The organism is Chitinophaga terrae (ex Kim and Jung 2007) (assembly GCF_900107795.1).
GTDB lineage: Bacteria > Bacteroidota > Bacteroidia > Chitinophagales > Chitinophagaceae > Chitinophaga > Chitinophaga terrae.
Genome location: NZ_FNRL01000001.1, coordinates 58,544 through 78,168 on the forward strand (window position 1 = coordinate 58,544; position 19,625 = coordinate 78,168).

Annotated in this window: 12 protein-coding genes and 1 tRNA gene; 5 read left to right on the forward strand and 8 right to left on the reverse strand. The window is 46.7% G+C overall.

Going from position 1 to position 19,625, the window contains the following annotated elements:
• Window positions 1–11 precede the first annotated feature (11 nt).
• The 6 genes from BLV62_RS00260 to BLV62_RS00285 all read right to left on the reverse strand — a co-directional run bounded on the left by BLV62_RS00260 (window position 12) and on the right by BLV62_RS00285 (window position 9,695).
• Window positions 12–96: transfer RNA gene (locus BLV62_RS00260), tRNA-Ser, on the reverse strand.
• A 192-nt stretch (window positions 97–288) separates the two neighbouring features.
• The gene (locus BLV62_RS00265; protein WP_089757425.1) at window positions 289–1,707 is read right to left on the reverse strand and encodes an efflux transporter outer membrane subunit; all 1,419 of its coding nucleotides are present in this window, start codon (window positions 1,705–1,707) and stop codon (window positions 289–291) included.
• 41 nt (window positions 1,708–1,748) lie between these two features.
• The gene (locus tag BLV62_RS00270; protein WP_089757428.1) at window positions 1,749–4,913 is read right to left on the reverse strand and encodes an efflux RND transporter permease subunit; all 3,165 of its coding nucleotides are present in this window, start codon (window positions 4,911–4,913) and stop codon (window positions 1,749–1,751) included.
• Between the two features lie 144 nt (window positions 4,914–5,057).
• Entirely contained in the window at window positions 5,058–6,251 is a 1,194-nt protein-coding gene (locus BLV62_RS00275) for an efflux RND transporter periplasmic adaptor subunit (RefSeq protein WP_089757430.1), read from the reverse strand.
• A gap of 349 nt (window positions 6,252–6,600) precedes the next feature.
• Window positions 6,601–7,488, reverse strand: coding sequence for a helix-turn-helix domain-containing protein (locus tag BLV62_RS00280; RefSeq protein ID WP_089757432.1), 888 nt, complete (start codon window positions 7,486–7,488; stop codon window positions 6,601–6,603).
• 83 nt (window positions 7,489–7,571) lie between these two features.
• Window positions 7,572–9,695, reverse strand: coding sequence for an endonuclease MutS2 (locus BLV62_RS00285; protein ID WP_089757434.1), 2,124 nt, complete (start codon window positions 9,693–9,695; stop codon window positions 7,572–7,574).
• 424 nt (window positions 9,696–10,119) lie between these two features.
• Here BLV62_RS00285 and msrA point away from each other — a divergent pair, with 424 nt between their 5' ends.
• The 4 genes from msrA to ygiD all read left to right on the forward strand — a co-directional run bounded on the left by msrA (window position 10,120) and on the right by ygiD (window position 12,614).
• Window positions 10,120–10,752 carry a peptide-methionine (S)-S-oxide reductase MsrA gene (gene msrA / locus BLV62_RS00290; RefSeq protein WP_211117735.1) on the forward strand — a complete coding sequence of 211 codons (633 nt, stop codon included), beginning with the start codon at window positions 10,120–10,122 and terminating at the stop codon, window positions 10,750–10,752.
• A 164-nt stretch (window positions 10,753–10,916) separates the two neighbouring features.
• Window positions 10,917–11,330 (forward strand): hypothetical protein, encoded by a 414-nt coding sequence (locus BLV62_RS00295; RefSeq protein ID WP_089757436.1) that lies wholly within the window; start codon window positions 10,917–10,919, stop codon window positions 11,328–11,330.
• A 40-nt stretch (window positions 11,331–11,370) separates the two neighbouring features.
• Window positions 11,371–11,790 (forward strand): Rrf2 family transcriptional regulator, encoded by a 420-nt coding sequence (locus tag BLV62_RS00300; protein ID WP_089757438.1) that lies wholly within the window; start codon window positions 11,371–11,373, stop codon window positions 11,788–11,790.
• Window positions 11,791–11,792: 2 nt separating this feature from the next.
• The gene (ygiD, locus tag BLV62_RS00305) at window positions 11,793–12,614 is read left to right on the forward strand and encodes a 4,5-DOPA-extradiol-dioxygenase (protein WP_089757440.1); all 822 of its coding nucleotides are present in this window, start codon (window positions 11,793–11,795) and stop codon (window positions 12,612–12,614) included.
• A 50-nt stretch (window positions 12,615–12,664) separates the two neighbouring features.
• On the opposite strand, the gene BLV62_RS00310 is transcribed toward ygiD, so the two are convergent.
• Window positions 12,665–13,612: a helix-turn-helix domain-containing protein gene (locus tag BLV62_RS00310; RefSeq protein ID WP_089757442.1), complete on the reverse strand. Its 948-nt coding sequence runs from the start codon at window positions 13,610–13,612 to the stop codon at window positions 12,665–12,667.
• Window positions 13,613–13,721: 109 nt separating this feature from the next.
• Here BLV62_RS00310 and BLV62_RS00315 point away from each other — a divergent pair, with 109 nt between their 5' ends.
• Window positions 13,722–14,834 carry an FAD-dependent monooxygenase gene (locus BLV62_RS00315; protein ID WP_089757444.1) on the forward strand — a complete coding sequence of 371 codons (1,113 nt, stop codon included), beginning with the start codon at window positions 13,722–13,724 and terminating at the stop codon, window positions 14,832–14,834.
• A 77-nt stretch (window positions 14,835–14,911) separates the two neighbouring features.
• Here BLV62_RS00315 and BLV62_RS00320 read toward each other — a convergent pair whose 3' ends face one another.
• Complete coding sequence (locus BLV62_RS00320; protein WP_089757446.1) at window positions 14,912–19,537, reverse strand: DUF3320 domain-containing protein; 4,626 nt, start codon at window positions 19,535–19,537, stop codon at window positions 14,912–14,914.
• Window positions 19,538–19,625: the final 88 nt, after the last annotated feature.

Here is a 19,625-nt window from a genome sequence, read left to right on the forward strand (position 1 = left end):
CTAATATTTTGCGGAGAGTCAGGGATTCGAACCCCGGGACCTGTTACAGTCAACAGTTTTCAAGACTGCCGCAATCGACCGCTCTGCCAACTCTCCAGTGGAGTGCAAAAGTATAAAAGTGATTGTAAATCAAAAAATTTTTTTTCACTTTTTTCTTTAAACCCCTAAAAAGTTGAGACTCACGACCTACGGATCTAAGCGAATATCTATTTCCTGGCTTTCGATCTGGGCTATCCGGTTAATATTCCATGCTTTTACCCTTAGATCCGTAGTTCGCAGTCTTCTTTTTTATTTCCAACCGCCGCCCAAGGCCCTGTAGAAGTCTACCATCGCGCTTAAACGTTGACGGTCGATATCCGCCAGGGATAATTCGGCTTGTAAAGCCCTTCCCTGTGCCGTAATTACTTCCAAATAGGTGGCCATACCGCTTTTAAACAACATCTGCGCCTGCTGGATGGCTGTTTGGGCGGTTTGAACCTGGCGACGGGCAATTTCCTGCTGCGATTTCACTTTATCAAGCCGGATCAGGGCATCGCTCACTTCCCCGATCGCCTGGAGGGCCGACTGGCGGAAAGAGAGCACAGCCGATTCGCGGCGGATCTTAGCCACTTCCAACTGGGTTTTTAACTGCCTGCGCTGGAAAATTGGCTGGGTAAGACTACCTGCCGCGGTTCCGAACAGCGACGCCGGCATAGTGAACCAACTGCTGGCTTTAAAGGCATTTAAACCTCCGCTAGCGGTGATAGAGAGGCTGGGGTACATGCTACCCTGGGCAACTCCTACCCTCGCATTAGCGGCTACCAGGGCCATTTCCTGGGCCCTTACATCGGGGCGGCGACTGATCAGTTCAGCAGGAACCCCGGAAGGCAGGAAATCAGGAACGTTATAGTTGCTTAACTGGCTGGTACGGGCAACCGGGCCAGGCAACTCGCCCGTTAAAATACGGAGCGCATTTTCCTGGATAGCTATTCCCTGCTCTAACTGGGGAACCAATAATTCGGCCTGCTGGCGCTGGCTGATAGCCTGTTGAACGCCCAATTCTGTTACTTCGCCCGCAGCTTTCTGCAGCTGTATCATTTTTACAACGGTATCGCTAAGGGCTAAGTTCTTTTTTGCGATCTGCAACTGGTTATCCAGCATTAACAGGTTGAAATAACTGTTAGCTACCGAAGCAACCAACCCTGTCTGAACAGCATGCTGCCCTTCATAGGTTTGCAGGTAATCGGCCAATGCGGCTTCTTTCTGACGGCGTATCTTTCCCCATACATCTATCTCCCAGGAAAGACCTGCGCCCAGGTTAAAATCTTCCAGGTGATCGCCCAGGTTGTTAGCCGCCAGGTTAATTCCTGTGAAACTGTTCTTGGACGGGAAATTGGTACTTGCAGATGCAGTTCCGGTAATGGAAGGCAACCAGGCAGCTTTTGCCTGACGTAAGAACGATTGAGCCTCTTCTACCCTTTTAACTGCAATCAGCAAATCATAGTTGCTTGTCAGTGCCTTACCTATTAACTGTTGCAGCGTTGCATCGGTAAAGAACTGGTTCCAGGCAATACTGGCAATGCTACTATCTGATGGTGCTGTTGTGTTGTTATACTGTTCGGGTAGTGCCACCGGGGGCCGCTCATAATTGCGGCCAACCCGGCATGCTGCTAACCCTACAACTAAGGAGAACAACAAAAAGTAAAATGAGCTATATCTTGTTTTCATTTGTCTTTTTTCTAATTCTGGTAATGGATAATGCTAATATTTTAGTGTACCAGCTCTGCCTCATGTCCTGCTTTCACTTCCACCATTGGCTTACGGCTGATCTTCTCTTGCAGGAACTGGAAAATCACAAACAGCACAGGTATGATGAATACCCCCAGGATTACCCCGGTAAACATGCCACCTACAGTACTCCAGCCAATTGAATGGTTACCTTTGGCAGATGCGCCTTGTGTAAAGATCAATGGTAACATACCAACAATAAAGGCAAAGGAAGTCATCAATATCGGACGAAGACGAAGCTGTGCTGCTTCCAATGCTGCCTGAACAAGCTTATAGCCTGCCTTCCGCCGTTGTACGGCAAACTCCACGATCAGGATCGCATTCTTAGCCAATAATCCTATCAGCATGATCATACCTATTTGTACGTAGATATTACCCTCTATGCCGCTAAAGCCAATGAAACTATATACGCCCAATATACCTGTAGGTACAGTAAGAATTACTGCCAGCGGCAGGATATAGCTTTCGTACTGTGCAGCCAGCAGGAAGAACACGAACAATACGCTCAATAAAAACACGAACGCAGTTTGGTTACCCGCTCTTATCTCTTCCCTCGTAATACCAGTAAACTCATAGGCATATCCTTGTGGCAATGCTTTTTTCGATACTTCCGCAATGGCTTTAATTACGTCACCGGTACTATAACCTGGTTTGGGTGTAGCATTAATGGTAACAGCACTATACAGGTTGTTCCGCGTAACTGTTTCCGGGCCATATACACGTGTGAATTTGGCCACTGTGCTTACCGGTACCATTGTACCCAGGTTGTTCTTTACATAAATAGCATCCAACGAACTTTTATCCATCCGGTATGAAATATCAGCCTGCGCCATTACGCGGCTATATTTCCCGAAACGGTTAAAGTCTGAAACGAAACTACTACCGTAATAGGTTTGCAGCGTATTCAACAAATCGCCAACTGATACACCCAATTGTTTCACTTTCACATCATCTATATCAATTGTGTATTGTGGGTTACCTGTATTAAAAGTAGTGAACGCGCTTGCCACTTCCGGGCGCTGAGTTAATGCGCCAACAAAACCCCATGCCGTTCCCGCTAATTTTTCCAGCGATCCGTTTGTTCTGTCCTGCAACATCATTTCTACCCCGCTCACGTTACCGAAGCCCTGTATTGTTGGGAATCCAACAAAGAAAGTGAGGGCGTCATGTACTTGCGTTGATTTGCCTAACAAACCGCCTGCAATGGCAGTAGGGTCTTTTACAACGCCTCTCTCTTTACGATCTTTTAACCTTACAAATATTGCGGCATTAGGGGAAGCGTTCGCATTTGTTACGAAGTTCATCCCGTTTGCAGCCCATACATCGCTCACACCCTCATCGGTCATCGTAATTTTACTGATCTGGCTCGTTGCATTCTCCGTTCTGCTAAGTGAGCTACCTGGAGGTGTTTGAGTTATACCAACTACGAATCCCTGGTCCTCATCCGGAATAAACCCGGTAGGTGTTTTTTTGATCAGCCAAACTGTAGCCACCACCACCAGCAATAATCCGGTGATAGCCACCCACCTGTTCTTCAGCAGGAATCTGACGCTACGTATATACCTTGCCGTCATGGCATTGAAAGCGGTATTAAACGCATAGAAGAAGCGGTCGCCAAAGCCTTTTTTCTTTCCGCCTTCGCCTATATGCTGGTTCTTTAAGAATAAAGCACACAAGGCCGGGCTTAGCGTTAACGCATTTATCGCAGAAATAAAGATTGCAATGGCCAGTGTAAAGGCGAATTGTTTATAGAATACGCCCGCCGGACCTTGTACAAAGCTCACTGGTATAAATACGGCTGCCATTACCAACGTGATCGAAACAATCGCACCCGATATCTCACTCATCGTTTTAACTGTTGCCTCTCTTGCCGGCAAGTGCTCTCGTTCCATCGTCGAGTGTACGGCCTCTACAACCACAATCGCATCATCCACCACAATACCAATAGCCAGTACCAATGCGAACAAGGTAAGCAGGTTAATGCTAAAGCCGAATAATTGTAAGAAGAAGAAGGTACCTATAATCGAAACAGGAACGGCAATTACCGGGATCAATGTTGAGCGCAGGTCTTGCAGGAAAACAAAAACCACGATAGCCACCAGGATGAACGCAATGATCAGTGTTTCTTTTACCTGGTCTATAGATGCATCCAGAAACTCTTTCGAGTTGTACATTATCTTAAACTTCATACCCTCGGGTAACGCCTTGTCAAATTCGTCTATCTGTCGTTCCAGTTCGGTGAGAATTTCATTGGCATTGGAACCCGGTGTTTGCACGATACCAAAACCGGTAGCCGGTTTGCCATTGAGCAAATTCGAGGCAGTATAAGTATAGCCGCCAAGTTCAACCCTGGCCAAATCTTTAAGGCGAAGAACAGAACCATCGGTATTCGCCTTAATCACCATATTTTCATACTCTTCAGGCTTATTTAACTTTCCCTTGTACTTGATAATATACTCGAAAGATTCTTTACTACTTTGTCCCAAACGCCCTGGTGCAGCTTCTACGTTCTGATCTTTGATCGCATTCATCACTTCTGTTGTAGAAAGATTATTAGCAACAAGCCTGTCGGGCTTCAACCAGATACGCATTGAATAATCTTTTGCACCAAATGGCTGTACCTGTGCCACCCCTGGTATACGTTGTAACTGAGGGATGATATTAATTCTTGCGTAGTTGTTTAAGAACAGTTCGTTATATTTAACGCTATCCTCACTATATATCGCCACAAACATCAGGAAGCTGCTCTGTACTTTCTGTGTAGAAAGCCCTGCTTGTAATACTTCCGGGGGCAGCTGGCTATTAGCTTTTGATACGCGGTTTTGTACGTTTACTGCCGCAATATCAGGGTCCGTTCCCTGTTTAAAATAAACTGTGAGGATGTAGCTACCGTCGTTGTTGGAATTGGAGGTCATGTACGTCATGTTCTCCACACCGTTTACCGATTCTTCTATCGGGGTAGCAACTGTACGGGCTATCACCTCCCCGTTGGCGCCGGGGTAATTGGCTATCACCTGTACAGATGGCGGCGCAATCTCGGGAAATAAAGCCGTAGGCAGGGAGAATAAAGACAACCCTCCCAGTATAACCAATATAATAGAAATAACCGTAGATAACACCGGCCTTTCAATAAATCGTTTTAACATAAATAACAATTATGGGTTGCGGTATGCCCGCACGAACACAAACAGTGCATGTGTGTAACAACAACACTGCCTGCGTCGCGATTTGAATAATGTTTTGTGTAAACGTTTGTTCTTAGCGCCAGCGCGCTTTCCTGCTTAATTATATCAAAGCAGCGGCTTGGCTTTCAACAAACTATCTATAGATACCATTTGTGGCTGGATAACAACGCCATCTTTTAAACCGCCCATCATCAGGGTAGATTGAGAAGATAATACGATCTTATCCCCCACCTTTACGCCATCAGTAACAAAATAGTAATTAGGCGTTTTGCCGGAAATGGTGAGTGGTTTGGTAACGATTTTATTACTATCGGCCACTGTATAAACGAACACTTTGTCCTGCAGTTCGAATGTGGCTTCCTGGGGAACTACCAATGCTGCATCATGTAAAGTAGGTACTCTGACTTTACCGGTGCTACCGCTTCTGAGTATTCCCTGAGCATTAGGAAAGCTGGCACGTAAGCTGATTGCACCAATAGTTTTATCAAACTGTCCTTCCACTATTTCAACTTTTCCTTTTTCAGGATAAACGCTTCCATCTGCCAGGATTAATTCTACCGGTGGCATTCCTTTTACTTTTTCAGCAATGCTGTTACCCGGATATTTTTCCTTGAATTTGAGGAAATCGGTTTCACTCAAAGAAAAATAAACACGCATATCCTTTACTTCAGAGAGAGTAGTCAACGCGCCTGTCATTCCCCTGCTAACAAGGCTTCCTGTTTTAAAGGGGATACTACCTACATAACCATCGCTGGGTGCGGTAATATTTGTGAACCCAAGGTTGATACGGGCGGCTTCTACCTGGGCCTGTGCCTGGGCAACATTGGCTTTCGCTGAATTGTAATTTGCTTCGGCGGATTTTAACTGAACATCCGATACCACGTTATTACTAAGCAGCGGTTTCAATTTGTCGACGTTGATCTGTGCATTCTCCAATGCCGCTGTTGCAGCTTGTAAATTTGCGGTGGCATTGTTGAGTTGCTCTACATAAGGCCTTCTGTCGATAGTGAAAAGTGTTTGACCTTTTCTAACGTACTCACCTTCGTCTACTGAAATGCTCGTCAGGTAGCCGTCGACCTGCGGTCTGATTTCCACATCACGGGTTCCCTCTATGGAAGCAGGGAAATCCTGGAACGTTGTGGCAGGAATTACAGACGCCTTAATTACAGGTAAAGCTGCCAGTGGCGGCGCTTCAGTTTTAGCCTGGGATGCACTGCATCCTGACAGTACAGCGAGGATGATTGCGCTATAGAGTATGCCTGCTGGCAATTTTGTTAATGTTGATCTCAATGAATTCATACTACTTTTTTTAAAACATCTGAAACAATAAAAACCCAGATACGATTCATATACGGTTCAAAACGTGCATGTATCGCAGCAATCAATAAGTGACAGCAGTTGGGTGTTGTAAGAACGGAACGACAGTAGTTGATACGATACGCAACTACGGTATAATGTTACAGCACATTATACGTACAGGTATACTACTTTGTTACTTCCGTAAAAAAGAAATAGAAGATTTGCGGTTGGCCGCTAAAAAATTCTCATCGGTTTTCAATTTTTTAATGATGCACGGGCAGCATCATTAAATTAAATACAATGCAAAAATAGATATTTAAAGTTAACGGACGTTTAAATTATTACGGGTTTAATTGTACTTTTCACGGATACTCTTTTGAAAAGATGCGGGAGTATATCCTGAATGCTTTTTAAAGAAACGATTGAAGTAAGCATCATCCTCAAAATTCAACCTTGCAGCGATCTGCTTCACTGAATGCTCGCCCCAGTACAGCAGGCGTTTTGCTTCCATAATCCGTTTCTCGTCTATAAGAAATTTCGCATTCCTTCCAAGCAATTCTTTCACCGTATCATTTAAATGGCCAGGCGATACATACAACATTTCCGCATAATCAGAGACCTGTGTTTTCTCGTGATAATGGCGATCTACCAACATTTTAAACTGGCGTACCATATTGTGCCGGGTGCTTTCGCCTGCCATCCATTCGCCGGATGGTTCCCCGATGCGGGCCACTACAACAACAAATGCAGAGAGTAAAGAACGGATCACTACATCTCTTTTAAGATTATTGTTGTCTGATTCCCGCATCATCAACCGGGCATACGACAATACTTCTTCCAGTTGTGCATTGTTCAAAGGGATAATGCCGGAGGCAAACACACAACGCCAGCAGGAAATAACTCCCGCCATTTCAGGCACCATGAACTCTTCTTCAAAATAAATATCTATCAGTTCAACGCCCGGCTCCATCGTGTGCTGATGCACCTGGTTAGGCTCCATTAATATCAACGCCGGCGCTTTCACTTCATATTGTTTGAAGTCGAGCGTCTGCCTCATCTTTCCTTTTATCAGTATACCAATACTATAACCATTATGACGATGGGGTACATTCATTTCATTGGCGCTCAACTCACACCCTTGCCATTCTGAAACCAGGAACGGGGCGCCATCTGCATAGTCACAATTATAAACCTGTGTATCCGAAATACGCGTTGCAACACTCACTTCCTCTATCATGGGTGTATAACTTTTTGGGTAATTTAATGAGTAAAGTTAGCCGATATAATTATTCATACCATCTATAAGTATATAAATAATACTTATCCCTTCTGTTCATCCGCTTTTTCTACCGGTCTTTCTTTTACCTGTACAAGGTCGCTTAATTTCACGTTGATAGGAATGTTCCCGATCTTGACGATAGCGCGCTTGTCGCGCAATTCCAACACTGTTCCTACCTGGCGGTTGGTTTTGATCTTCACCTGCATGCCAACGGCAATATCGCCCGCTACTTCTTCAAACTTCTCCTGTACCTTTTTATTCAACTGTTCATTCTGCTGTTTCTCTCTTCGCCTGAAAAGCAGGATCTCAGCCAGTTTGATCACTTTGTTCTTATCGTCGTTGCGTTTCCATTCGACCACTATCTGTTTCAACTTGCGTTCCATGTCCTTCAGGTACTGAAGGTCATCTTCCTTGATCTTATTCTGCAATTTCAATAAAGTGTACTGCTGGTGCTTCCTTTCTTTATCGGCCAGTACTTCGTACTCTTTCTTCAGCCTTTCATTTTCTTTCAGCAGTTTTTGCAGTTCTTTTTCTTTCTGCTCAACAGCCTGCAGGTCCTGTTCTGCTTTGTTGAGTAGCTTATCCAGCTGGAAATGTCCTTCATCCACGAGTTTCTTTGCACGTGCGATGAGAGCTGGATGCAAGCCTATGCGTTCGGCGATGGAGAAGGTATACGAGCTGCCTGGTTTACCAACCATCAGTTTATACATTGGCATGAGTGTCTTTTCATCGAAGCCCATTGCGCCGTTGACGATACCTTTCACCTTATTGGCCATCACTTTCAGGTTCAGGTAGTGGGTTGTTACCACACCTACGGCGTGTTTCTTCGCCAGTTCTTCCATGATCACCTCTGCAAAGGCCCCTCCGAGATTAGGATCGGAACCGCTACCCAGTTCATCGATGAAGAAAAGCGTACGCCCGTTAGCGTTCTCCATGAAATACTTCATGTTCTTCAGGTGAGAACTGTAAGTACTTAGTTCGAATTCCAACGATTGTGTATCGCCTATATGGATCATTAACTGTTTGAAGATGCCTATCTGGGAGGTTGGATGAACGGGCACCAGCAACCCGGCCTGCACCATTAATTGTATCAGGCCTATTGTTTTCAGGGTAACCGTTTTACCGCCGGCGTTAGGTCCGCTGATCACGAGAATATGCGCGTCTTTGTTGAGGGTCACGCTTACCGGGATCGTTGGTTTCTGGTTCTTGCGGTTGTACAACAACAGCAAAGGATGGTAGGCCTGTACCAGGTTCAGTTCCGAATTCGCTACCAGGTTAGGATAATGCGCATCCATATCCAGGGCTAATTTAGCTTTACCCCTGATGAAGTCGAAAGTGCCGAGGATGTTGTAGTAACTGTTCAGCAAACCTGAATAGCTGCTGAGCTGCGCGGTCATTGCCTTGAGGATGCGGTATACTTCACGGTTCTCGTCACGTTCCAGCGATTGTATATCATTGTTCAGGTCAATGGTTTCTTCCGGTTCCAGGAAAGCAGTTTTGCGGGTATCGGATTCGCCGTGGATGATCCCCTTCACCATGCGTTTGTTTTCGGCGTAGATAGCCACTACCCTGCGGCCGTTGAGAAATGCTTCTTCCTGGTCGGCCAGGTAGTTGAGCTTCTGCAGCTTTTGCAGGATGCGGTCAAATACGCGGCGCAATTCCGTGCGTTTGCGGAAAAGGGAGATACGGATACGCGCCAGTTCCTGGGAAGCGTTATCCCTTACCTGTCCTATTTCGTCCAACACCTCATCAATAGTAGCGGTGATCTTTTTCTCGTAGTGGGTTTCTTTGATCACTTCATACAAACCGGCGTATTGCACGCGGCGGTCATGATCAAAGAACCGTACAATGGCATGCATGCTTTCTGCCAGTTTCCGGATCTGCATAGCCTGCTCACCGGTTAATACAGCTCCTTCAATTTCCAGTAACCTTAACTCTTTTTTCAGGTTAAGAATATGATCATTAGGGAAATTCTCCTGCAGGAGGGTGAGCTGTTTATATTCGTGCGCCTGTTGAAGGCTGCTTTTAACATAGTCTATATGCGTATGCAGGCGCAGGGATGCGGCCATCTCCTTGCCTAATTCTGTTTTGCAATGCTCTTGCAGCAATGCCTGAACTTTATCGAATTCCAACTGCATTAACGCAGACTCAGGAAAATATTTCAAGTTGATATTATTTAATGTAATACACACACCGCTGGGGTGTTGTTGTGCCAAGGTAATATTTGTTTACTATCAGGCGTGCGACGCCGTTGCCAACTCTGATTGGCGGGGAAGTAAATGCTGGAATGCGTTTCTTAATTCTTCATCGTTTTGTCATTATGTTTTTCAAACATATCCGTTTTACCGGTTTGTCTTATTGCTCCTGCTGCTGTGCTGATGTATTTTTTTGGCGGCTCCAGTTGCCTTTGGGTTCCTTCAAACTGCAAAAGAACGTTAAAGTTACTAACTTGTCTGCTCTTTTGCCTCATTTATTACGTAAATTATAAGTAAGAAAAATAGGACAAAGTACATTTAATCCTCTGCAATGTAGCCACAGTATTGAATTTGAACAGAAATGGACAGCCGTATTTTTTTTAAAATTAATTTTATGAGAAAGTATTTCATCTTTATGAGCCTGATCGCAATGGCATTATTTGCCTGCGCTCAGCAGAGCGACAAAGTACCAGACGATATGGAAGCAAAAGGAAAAACGGCAACGGCAGTATTCGGAGGAGGGTGTTTCTGGTGTACAGAAGCCCAGTTCCAGAGCCTCGACGGCGTATTGAAGGTAGAGTCAGGGTTCGCGGGCGGAAATGTTCCCAATCCAACCTACGAGCAGGTTTGTACCGGCACAACCGGGCATGCGGAAGTGATCCGTGTGACCTACGATCCGGATAAGATCAGCTATAACGAGCTATTGCAGGCATTTTACCTGAGCCACGACCCAACCCAGCTTAACAGGCAGGGCAACGACGTAGGTACCCAGTACAGGAGCGTGATCTTCTACGCCAATAAAGAACAAAAAGAGGAAGCCGAGTTCTATACAAAGAAACTGGACGAATCAAAAGCCTACGATAAACCTATCGTTACCCAGATCGCGCCGCTGGATAAATTTTATGTAGCGGAAGATTACCACCAGAACTATTACAATCAAAACGGTTCGCAACCTTATTGTATGATGGTGATCCGCCCGAAGCTGGAGAAATTCAGGAAGGCTTTTGCCAGCCATCTTAAAAAATAACAACCGTTTAAAGAGTGCAAAAATTTAATATAAAAGTATTTTATATTCGATTTTTGCACTCTTTTAATAGAATATGTCAGAATAGGGACTTTTTATGTTTATTCCGCCAATTTCCCGAATGTTTTTGTTAACTTATAGGCTGTTATAAAAAGTTCCACATATTAATGAGCACTGAACAATCATGCCCCTGGTGCGGCAGCGAAACATATTCCACACCCGGTACCAACGTACTTACAACTTCCTCTGTCTGCCCAACATGCAAAAGGGATCTCAGCAGCCTGACCGGCCCCGTTGCCGGCAAAATCGCCTCTACCCGGAAATCTATAGAAGAAAACACTATCCAGCTTTGTATCAATTCAGGCAAGATCAGCGCTATAAAATACTATCGCACAGAAATGAATAAGCTCCCAGGCGTCAATGTTTCCCTGAAAGAGGCTAAAGAAACCGTCGAATCCCTGCTGAAATCCAGGAACCTCGTTGCCCTGGTACGACCGCCCGGCCGGAATGGTTATGTAATAGCCCTATTCCTCCTGGCGCTTATCATTGCCAGCATCATCTATTTCTTTACGCATCGGTAATTTTTCAGTACCTTTGTACTGTAATAAAGTAAATTACAGTATGAACAACGGTCGGTTTCCCATATCCCTGCACATCCTCACGTTACTGGCAAGCGACGATAATGGCCTGAAATCGTCCGATTACCTGGCAGGAAGCATTAACATCAACCCTGTACTGGTACGGAAAGAACTCAGCAACCTGCGCAAACATGGTATAATCGAAAGCAAGGAAGGAAAGAACGGCGGCGCAACCCTGGCCCGGCCGGCAGGAAAGATATTGCTCTCCGAAGTTTACCATGCCGTTCAACAATCCTCCCTGCTGGGAAACAGCAAGAACAAACCTAACCCCGAATGTCCCATCGGCCGGCAGATCAACCAACACCTCGATAATCTCTACGATGAGCTGGAAGGCGTACTGTTGCAGAAACTGGCTGATATGACCCTGGAAGATTTTGTGAAACAGTTTGATAATAAGGACTAGTTATGCAGCTAAGCGATCTGAAAAACATTACCAGCGATTATAAAAGCACTGATGAAATGCCCGTGATGTTCATAGGTCATGGCAACCCTATGAACGGGATCAGTGATAATGCTTTCACCAGGGCCCTGGGCCAGATGGGAAAAAATGTTTCCCGGCGCCCAACCGCTATACTGGTGATCTCCGCCCACTGGCTCACCCGCGGCACCCATGTACTCGTATCTCCATACCCTCCTACCATACACGATTTCGGCGGCTTCCCCGAAGCCTTGTATGCCGTGCAATACCCGGCGCCAGGTTCCCCGGAACTGGCCAGGGAAACCAAAAACCTGATCACGTCTGTAAATGTTGTGGAAGATGAGAAATGGGGACTGGATCATGGCGCCTGGACGGTGCTCCGGCATATGTACCCGAACGCGGATATTCCTGTGTTCCAATTGAGCATCGATTTTTACCAATCGCCCGAGTACCACTTTAAACTGGCTGCAGAATTGAAAGCTCTCCGGAAAAAAGGCGTGCTCATAATAGGCAGCGGCAATATTGTACATAACCTCCGGCAGGTGGTATTTGCAGACAATGCCAAACCATACGACTGGGCCATCGCTTTTGACCAGACGGTTAAAGAGAAGTTATCTGAACATGCGTTCCACGACCTGGTCAATTACCAGCAACTGGGAAAAGAAGCGATGCTGTCGATCCCTACCAACGATCACTACCTGCCAATGATCTATACTTTAGGCCTGGTTAATAAAGGAGAAGATATTCAATTCACGTATGAAGAGATACAGAATGGCAGTATCAGTATGCGGTGTTTTCAAACCCTGTGATGCTTCGCCCGGGAACTCCCGCCAGGCAAGGTAAATGATCAACGCCGCAACTATTTAAAGTCATTGCTATATTTCTTCGGCTTCTTGCCTATATGTTTCTCGAACACCCGGGTAAAATGACCCAGGTTTTCAAATCCCATCCGGTAGCCGGCTTCAGATACTGACAACTTCTCCTCGCGCAAAAGCCGGGCAGCCTCTTTCATGCGTAAATGCTGGTAATAGTCATAGATCCCCATTCCGAAAACCTGCGTGAAGATCCTGCGCAGCTTAAGTTCGTTCATCCCCGCAATTCTTTTCAATTCATCAATGCTGGTAGGCTCACTCAATGAGGAAACCATTTTATCGCGTACCTGGTATACAGCTTTTATTTCCCGCTCGCTTAGCGGTTGGTGTGCAGCTTCCTCCCGCTTCCGCAGGCTTTCGAACAGGTAGAAAAGCAATTCCATCGCCTTCATCTTATAGTAATAACTTTTCAACGCACCTGGTTCCTCTTTTTTTACAATGTCGTTGACGGTGCGCAGGATGTCGTCGGTCATTAGTTCCTCCACCAGGAAGTTGTTGGTGCTGTCGAACAGGAACCGGAAGTATTCCGTTTCTTCTTTCAGGAAACTTTTCAGATAATCTGCACTGATGCTGATCGAAACATGCGTTACCCTGGCGTTCCTGACAAATTGGATCTTTTGGCTGATGGAAAATGGAAATATGCGTACAAAAGGCGGATCAGCTGGCGGCCTGGCTTTCTGCTTATCGGCCGCAGAGGGAGCGTTATCTTCAAAGATGTTGTAGAACAGGAATCCTATACTGTTATCAATGGCCGATGCACCCGTTTGGCGTACAAAATTCTTTTTCACAATAAAAGAACCGAAGTGCATAGCCATATCCGGGAAAAAGGTGAAGGCGTTAAAGAAGTTGACATCTAAATATTGCAACTCTTTTTCCAGCGACAATCCCACTCTGCCTGCATATCGAAGGATCCTTGGATCCATTTTCCTGCCCATGTTTTCCGACTATTTTTATTAGTTAATCGAATATTTTATTCATAAAACTACAACTACTTTTACATCATCATGGATTTTTTTACAGTTAAGCGCTAAAAAATGTAAAGCGATGAAAAAACAAGTGTTGATATCAGGTGCAAGTTTCGCGGGGTTGACGCTAGCCTGCTGGTTAAACAAATTCGGCTACCAGGTAACGGTTACAGAGTTAGGGAAAGAACTGAGAAAAGGAGGCTCTCCTATCGACGTTCGCGGCGAAGCCCTGGATATTGTCCGGGAACTTGGTATATACGACAAGATCAAGGCCGGTGAATTTGTGCATACCGATGAAATTGTAGATGCCAACGATAAAACATTAACCACGTTCTCATTAAATAAACAGGCAGAATACCTGGGCGATATCGAAATTCACCGGGGCGACCTGCTGGACATCCTTTATGATATTGTGCCGAAGGAGGAAGTCAGGTTTATTTTCGGCAACAGCATCGCCACGCTGGTTCAGCATAAAGACCAGGTAGAAGTTGGTTTTGAAAATGGAGAACGGGGTAGTTTTGATTTTGTGATCGGCGCAGATGGTACGCATTCCATCGTCCGGGAGCTTGTTTTTGGCCCTGAAGAAAATTTCAAAAAATTCTTCGGCGTTTACTTTGCTTTTGCCAAAGCCGATCATATTCAAACGGGCAGGCCAAAGAACACAGGATTAATATACCGGGAACTGGGAAAACAGGCAGTGATCTATCAATTCAAGGACGCAGCAAATGCCATACTGGTTTTCAGGGCGCCGAAACTGGATTGGAATTACCGGGATCATGAACAACACAAACAGATCCTGGAACAATACTTTTCCGGTAATACGAACTGGAAGATCCCTGAGATTTTAGATACCATGAGACACTCAGAGAACCTGTATTTCGATGAAGCCTGCCAGATCCATATGCCAACATGGACTAAGGGCCGTGTGGCCCTGGTTGGCGATGCCGCGCATGCCCCGAGCTTTTTCACCGGAATGGGTACCAGCCTGGCATTGCAGGGCGCAACACTCCTCGCAAAGGAAATGCAGGCCAACGAGGATTATAACATTGCGTTTGAAAAATATAACGAAACATTCAGGCCATTTGCAGAAAACATACAAGCCCGTATTCACCGGGGATTAAAAGTCCATCTGCCAGAAACAGAAGAGGAGTTGCAGGCCTCCATTGAGCGGTGGACCAACAACGACAAGTGAATTTGTGCCAACCCGGTTGATTGCAAGAGCGCATTAAAAAAAGCAGTCTGGCGTTTTAATCACCAGGCTGTTTCTTTTTATGCTTTGAGGAATTCTCCTTCTTCTGTTAATCTCTTTTCTTCTATACAATTATCAATCGTCTTCCCTATCTCCTCTTTAATATCTTCTGTTACCCTGTTAAAACCAAACATCCGGGCAGTCATTGTTATAGCGTCGTCCCGGTGAATAGCGATAGCATCTTTCACGATCCGCTCAAGCGCCAGGGCCATTTCTTCTGAAGCGATATAACCGATCTTCCTGGCAGCAGCCGGCAACTGGCTGCGGTTGCGGATAACCGGCGGGCGCTGGGCATTATCCCACAGGAACTGCCCTTTGATCTTGATCCTTTTACTGGCATCCGCATGGCGCACTGCATGACGCAATATCTCGCGGATCCTTGGCCCTACCCTGGTGATGCCTGCCGCTTCTACCATCCTCCGGGTCACTTCATCGAAATGCACCGGGCTTTCTACCGCCACCACCTGTTGCACCCAATCGCACAACTGCCCTATGCTATGCTGGTGAAATTCCTGCAGGCCGATCGCCGGGGGCAATATAGCGGTTTCATAAACCGGGATCGGGTCTTCATCGCTGAGCACCGTTTCCCTGGTGATATTTGCGATCTGTTCTTCCTCTATCGGCTGATCTTTAGTTTCATTGCTTTGTTGCCGCTCTGTTTCTATTGCGGCAACCAATTGTTGCAACGCCCTCACCGGGTCGCGCAGCCAATCGGCGCTCCATACCTGGTAGAGCTTCCATCCCATGGCGGTTAACACCTGGTGACGCAACCGGTCCCTGTCCCTCGCCGACCTCGCAGCATCATAGGCCGCTCCATCGCACAATATGCCAATAAGATATTTATCCGGATGCAATGGATCTACAACAGCCAGGTCTATATAAAAACCTTTGGAGCCTAACTGCCGCCTCACCGTATACCCCATTGCTTCCAGCTTGGCTGCAACATGCGATTCAAATGGCAGGCTATCGGCCTTTATACTGTCTTCCGATTCAAATAATTTTCCATGCTGGGCAAAGTAGAGAAAACTCTTCAGGGCCTTTATACCTTCGCTTTGGGTTTTACCCAGGTCAATATCATCTGCGGTAATGTTGGTGAACACAACGCAGCGGCTTTTTGCCCTTGTGATCAGTACGTTCAGCCGTCTTTCTCCTCCTTCATTGTTCAGCGGACCGAACGACATGGAAACATTTCCCGTTTCCGTACGCCCGTAACCGATAGAAATGAAGATAACATCCCTTTCATCTCCCTGCACATTTTCGAGGTTCTTTACGAAGAATGGCTCATCAGCATGTGCGGCAAAATAAGGTTCCAGCTCGGGTTGAGCCCTGCGCCGTTCTTCCAGCGCATCGGTGATGGCCTGTCGTTGTGCGGTACTGAAGGCTACTACTCCCAAACTCTGTTGCGGATATTTCTTTGCATGCTCCATCACCGCATCTGCCACAATCTCTGCTTCTTTAGGATTGGAGCGGGTTTTACCCCTGTCGTATATGGTATCTTTCAGGTGCCTGAACAGCAAACCTTTCTGATCGTTCGAGCCCGGACCTGGGAAGATCACCAGTTTTCCATCATAGAACTGCTGGTTGGAAAGCGCGATCAGCGATTCGTGCCGGCTGCGGTAATGCCAGCGCAGCATTCGTTGTGGCGCTCCTTGTGCATCGCAAAGCCCCAGGATGCTCTGCATATCTGCCGTTACGTTTTCCTCGTCATCTGTTTCCCGGGTAAGTGAATCAAAGAAGCTGGTTGGCGGCAACTGTTTATTATCGCCTACCACTATCAGTTGTTTCCCCCGCAAAATGGCGCCCAATGCGTCTACCGGCTTTACCTGGCTGGCCTCATCAAATACTACCAGGTCAAACTCCAGGGCTGCCGGCGGCAGGAAATTGGCAATAGACAAGGGGCTCATCATAAACACCGGTTTGATGGCCTGTATAGCCAGCCCCGCTTCCTGCATCAGCCTGCGGATAGGCATATGGCGGGCTTTCTTGTTAAATTCTGTACGCAGGATGTTCACCTGGCCGCCTGCGTCCATTGGCGGCAGCTCTTCCCAGTGTTTGAGAGCGGCGCGGGCGCGGTTGTATTGCAGGTTCAACTGGTCCAGTTTCCTGAATTCTGCGATCACGGATTCATGACTGCCTTTTTCGAATTGCCGCAATGGCGATTTTGTTTTAACTGCCGACTCAACCAGGTATTCATACCAGGTTTTCAGCAAAAGTGTTTTTAGCCTTTCCGCTGCTGCATTCCAGGACTCTGCAATATCGATCAGGAAGCCGCACTGTTCATTGAGCGCTGTTTCTTTCACATTGTTCCATGAAATGACATGGTGTATTTCCGGGAGCCTGTGTATCCATTTTTGCAGCAGCTGTTGCTGGGCCTCGAATGGTTTCGGGAAATCGGCAACCGGGAATTGCATGGCATTTAAAGCCGTTGCAAACGCCTCCTGGTATTGCCCCAGCATTTGTTGCAGTAATTGTATATCGGCAACCTGGATAATAGAAACCGGGTACCGGTTCATATAGGCGATCAGCGCTTCGGGGAACTGGCCCTCCCTGATCTGCTTATAGGTATCCAGGACATATGTTGCTGTTTGAAGCAATATTGCCCAATCGGTTTGCGATGGCTGGTATTTGCCGCCAAATAATGAACGGCCCAGGGCTTCCTGCGCTTTAACAGTTTTGTCGTGGCGCCTGAATTCCATGATCGCATCTACATACTGCAATTTCTCTTCATTGCTTTTAGGAAGTTTTTCTTTGCAGTAAGCAGCCAGCCTGCGGTTACTGCGCTTATAGGCTCCTATCAGGAATTTATACCATTTTTCGCCATGCGCCAGCAGGTCCTGGCGGATCTCCATCACATCCTGGTCCCAGGCTTCGGGGATAAAGATCTCTGCATATTGTTGCTGGATTGCAGCAGCAGCCTGACCGGCCTGCAGCCATTCCATCAGTTCCGCTTCCTGCAGTTTCCAGGCTTTATGGGTTACATCAATTTCCCGCAGGTCGGGTTGTTTGGCAAGCCAGTCGCAGATCTGCATCAGTTCATTCACGCCGTCTTCGCTCGCCGGTGCAGGAATGCCTATCTTCTCGCTGATGCCGGCGGATGTATCCAGCAACTGTTGCAGTTGCACGGCAAATGTTGCCAGTTTCTTTGCCAGCTGTTCCTGTTCATGAGGTAGAAGTACCGTCAGGTTACTACCCTTGAACAGGAGTGCATTGGGCAATCCTGTCTGTTGCAGGCAGGATTGTATGCGTTGGGCCATGGCAGCTGCTTTGGCCATAGTGGCCGAATTATAGGATTCGATCTGCGGGATGACCATCACCGGCATGGCAACGCCGGCAATTTCTTCGTTTAGCCGTAACAGGTACCCGATCAGTTGATGAACCGTTAAACCGCTGTCGGCTACCGGCCCGTTCACAGCCATGCAATAGTTGTTTAGCTCCGTTCTCAGGCTGTCCAGCAATTGCACTTCTTCCTTCAGTTGCTGGATAGTCGGTTTCCCCAGTTCCAGCACCCTTCGCAGCTCCTGGTGCAGTTCTTTTTTATTCGCCTTATGGCTGTGAAGCTCCAGGCAGGCGTCGCCCAGCTGGATGTTGTCGAGACGGCGTTTTACCACTTCCAGCGCCGCCAGCTTTTCGGCAACGAACAATACTTTTTTACCGCGGCCAATGGCATCGGCTATGATGTTGGTAATAGTTTGTGATTTTCCTGTTCCGGGAGGGCCCTGTATGATCAGGTTGCGGCCTTCCTGTACGGCCAGCATAGCCTGGATCTGCGAGCTGTCGGCATCCACTACCTGGAATAATTCATTTGCATGGGTGCTGTCCAGGAAAGCGTTTTCAGGAACGGCAGGCAACTGGTCTGCAAACCCGTCTCCAAAGAGGCCCTGCATAACAGGATGTGTAAGCACATCGCGGTCGTCTTGCCAGTTCTCGATTTCAAGATCGTTATAGATAAGGAATTTGCCGAACGAGAAAAATCCCAGTTCTATTGCATCCGGTTCTACTTTCCAGCGAGGCATGCCGTGAATAACGGCGGCAATCTGGTTGAAGTAGCCGGTGATATCCAGGTCTTCAGTTTCAGGAAGATCCGGTAACTGAAGATTAAAAGTTGATTTCATTTTTGCCTGTAAAGAAATATTGGCGCCTACCTCTTCCTGCGAGTATTTCAGCCGGAAACGGGTACGGGCATCAGATCTTTCCAGGGTAACGGGGATCAGCAGCAAAGGCGCCTGCCGAAGTTCCCTGCTATTATCTTCTTCATACCAATGCAGCATCCCCAGGGTCAGGTAAAGGATATTCACCCCCTGTTCCTCTATGCTCATCCTGGCGGCATAATAGGTATTCAGCAAACGGGTATGCAACCCTGTTTGAAGTTCGTTCGTCTGTAAACGTGTATCTGTTAAAGCTTCTTTTGTTACTGGTTCGTTGTAGGGCACAGTATCTTTTTCATCTGGTTTGGAAACCGGACGACCTAAAAAAGACATGGTTTTGTTTTCCCGTACAAGTATATCGTAAATCGCGGCAGCTTGCTCATCTACAATATGTAAACCCTTGCTGGCAGGTAACTTATAGTTTAACAATGGATTCCTAAGCCCCAGATCCAGCAACTCTTTACGAGAGGACTCGAGCCTGGCCAATATGGATGCATTCATAATTGAACTGATAAAAACGGCACAAATATACCCTTATAAACGCAGAACAGGGGTAAGAAGTATGGGGGTATACGAAAAAAGGCGCCGG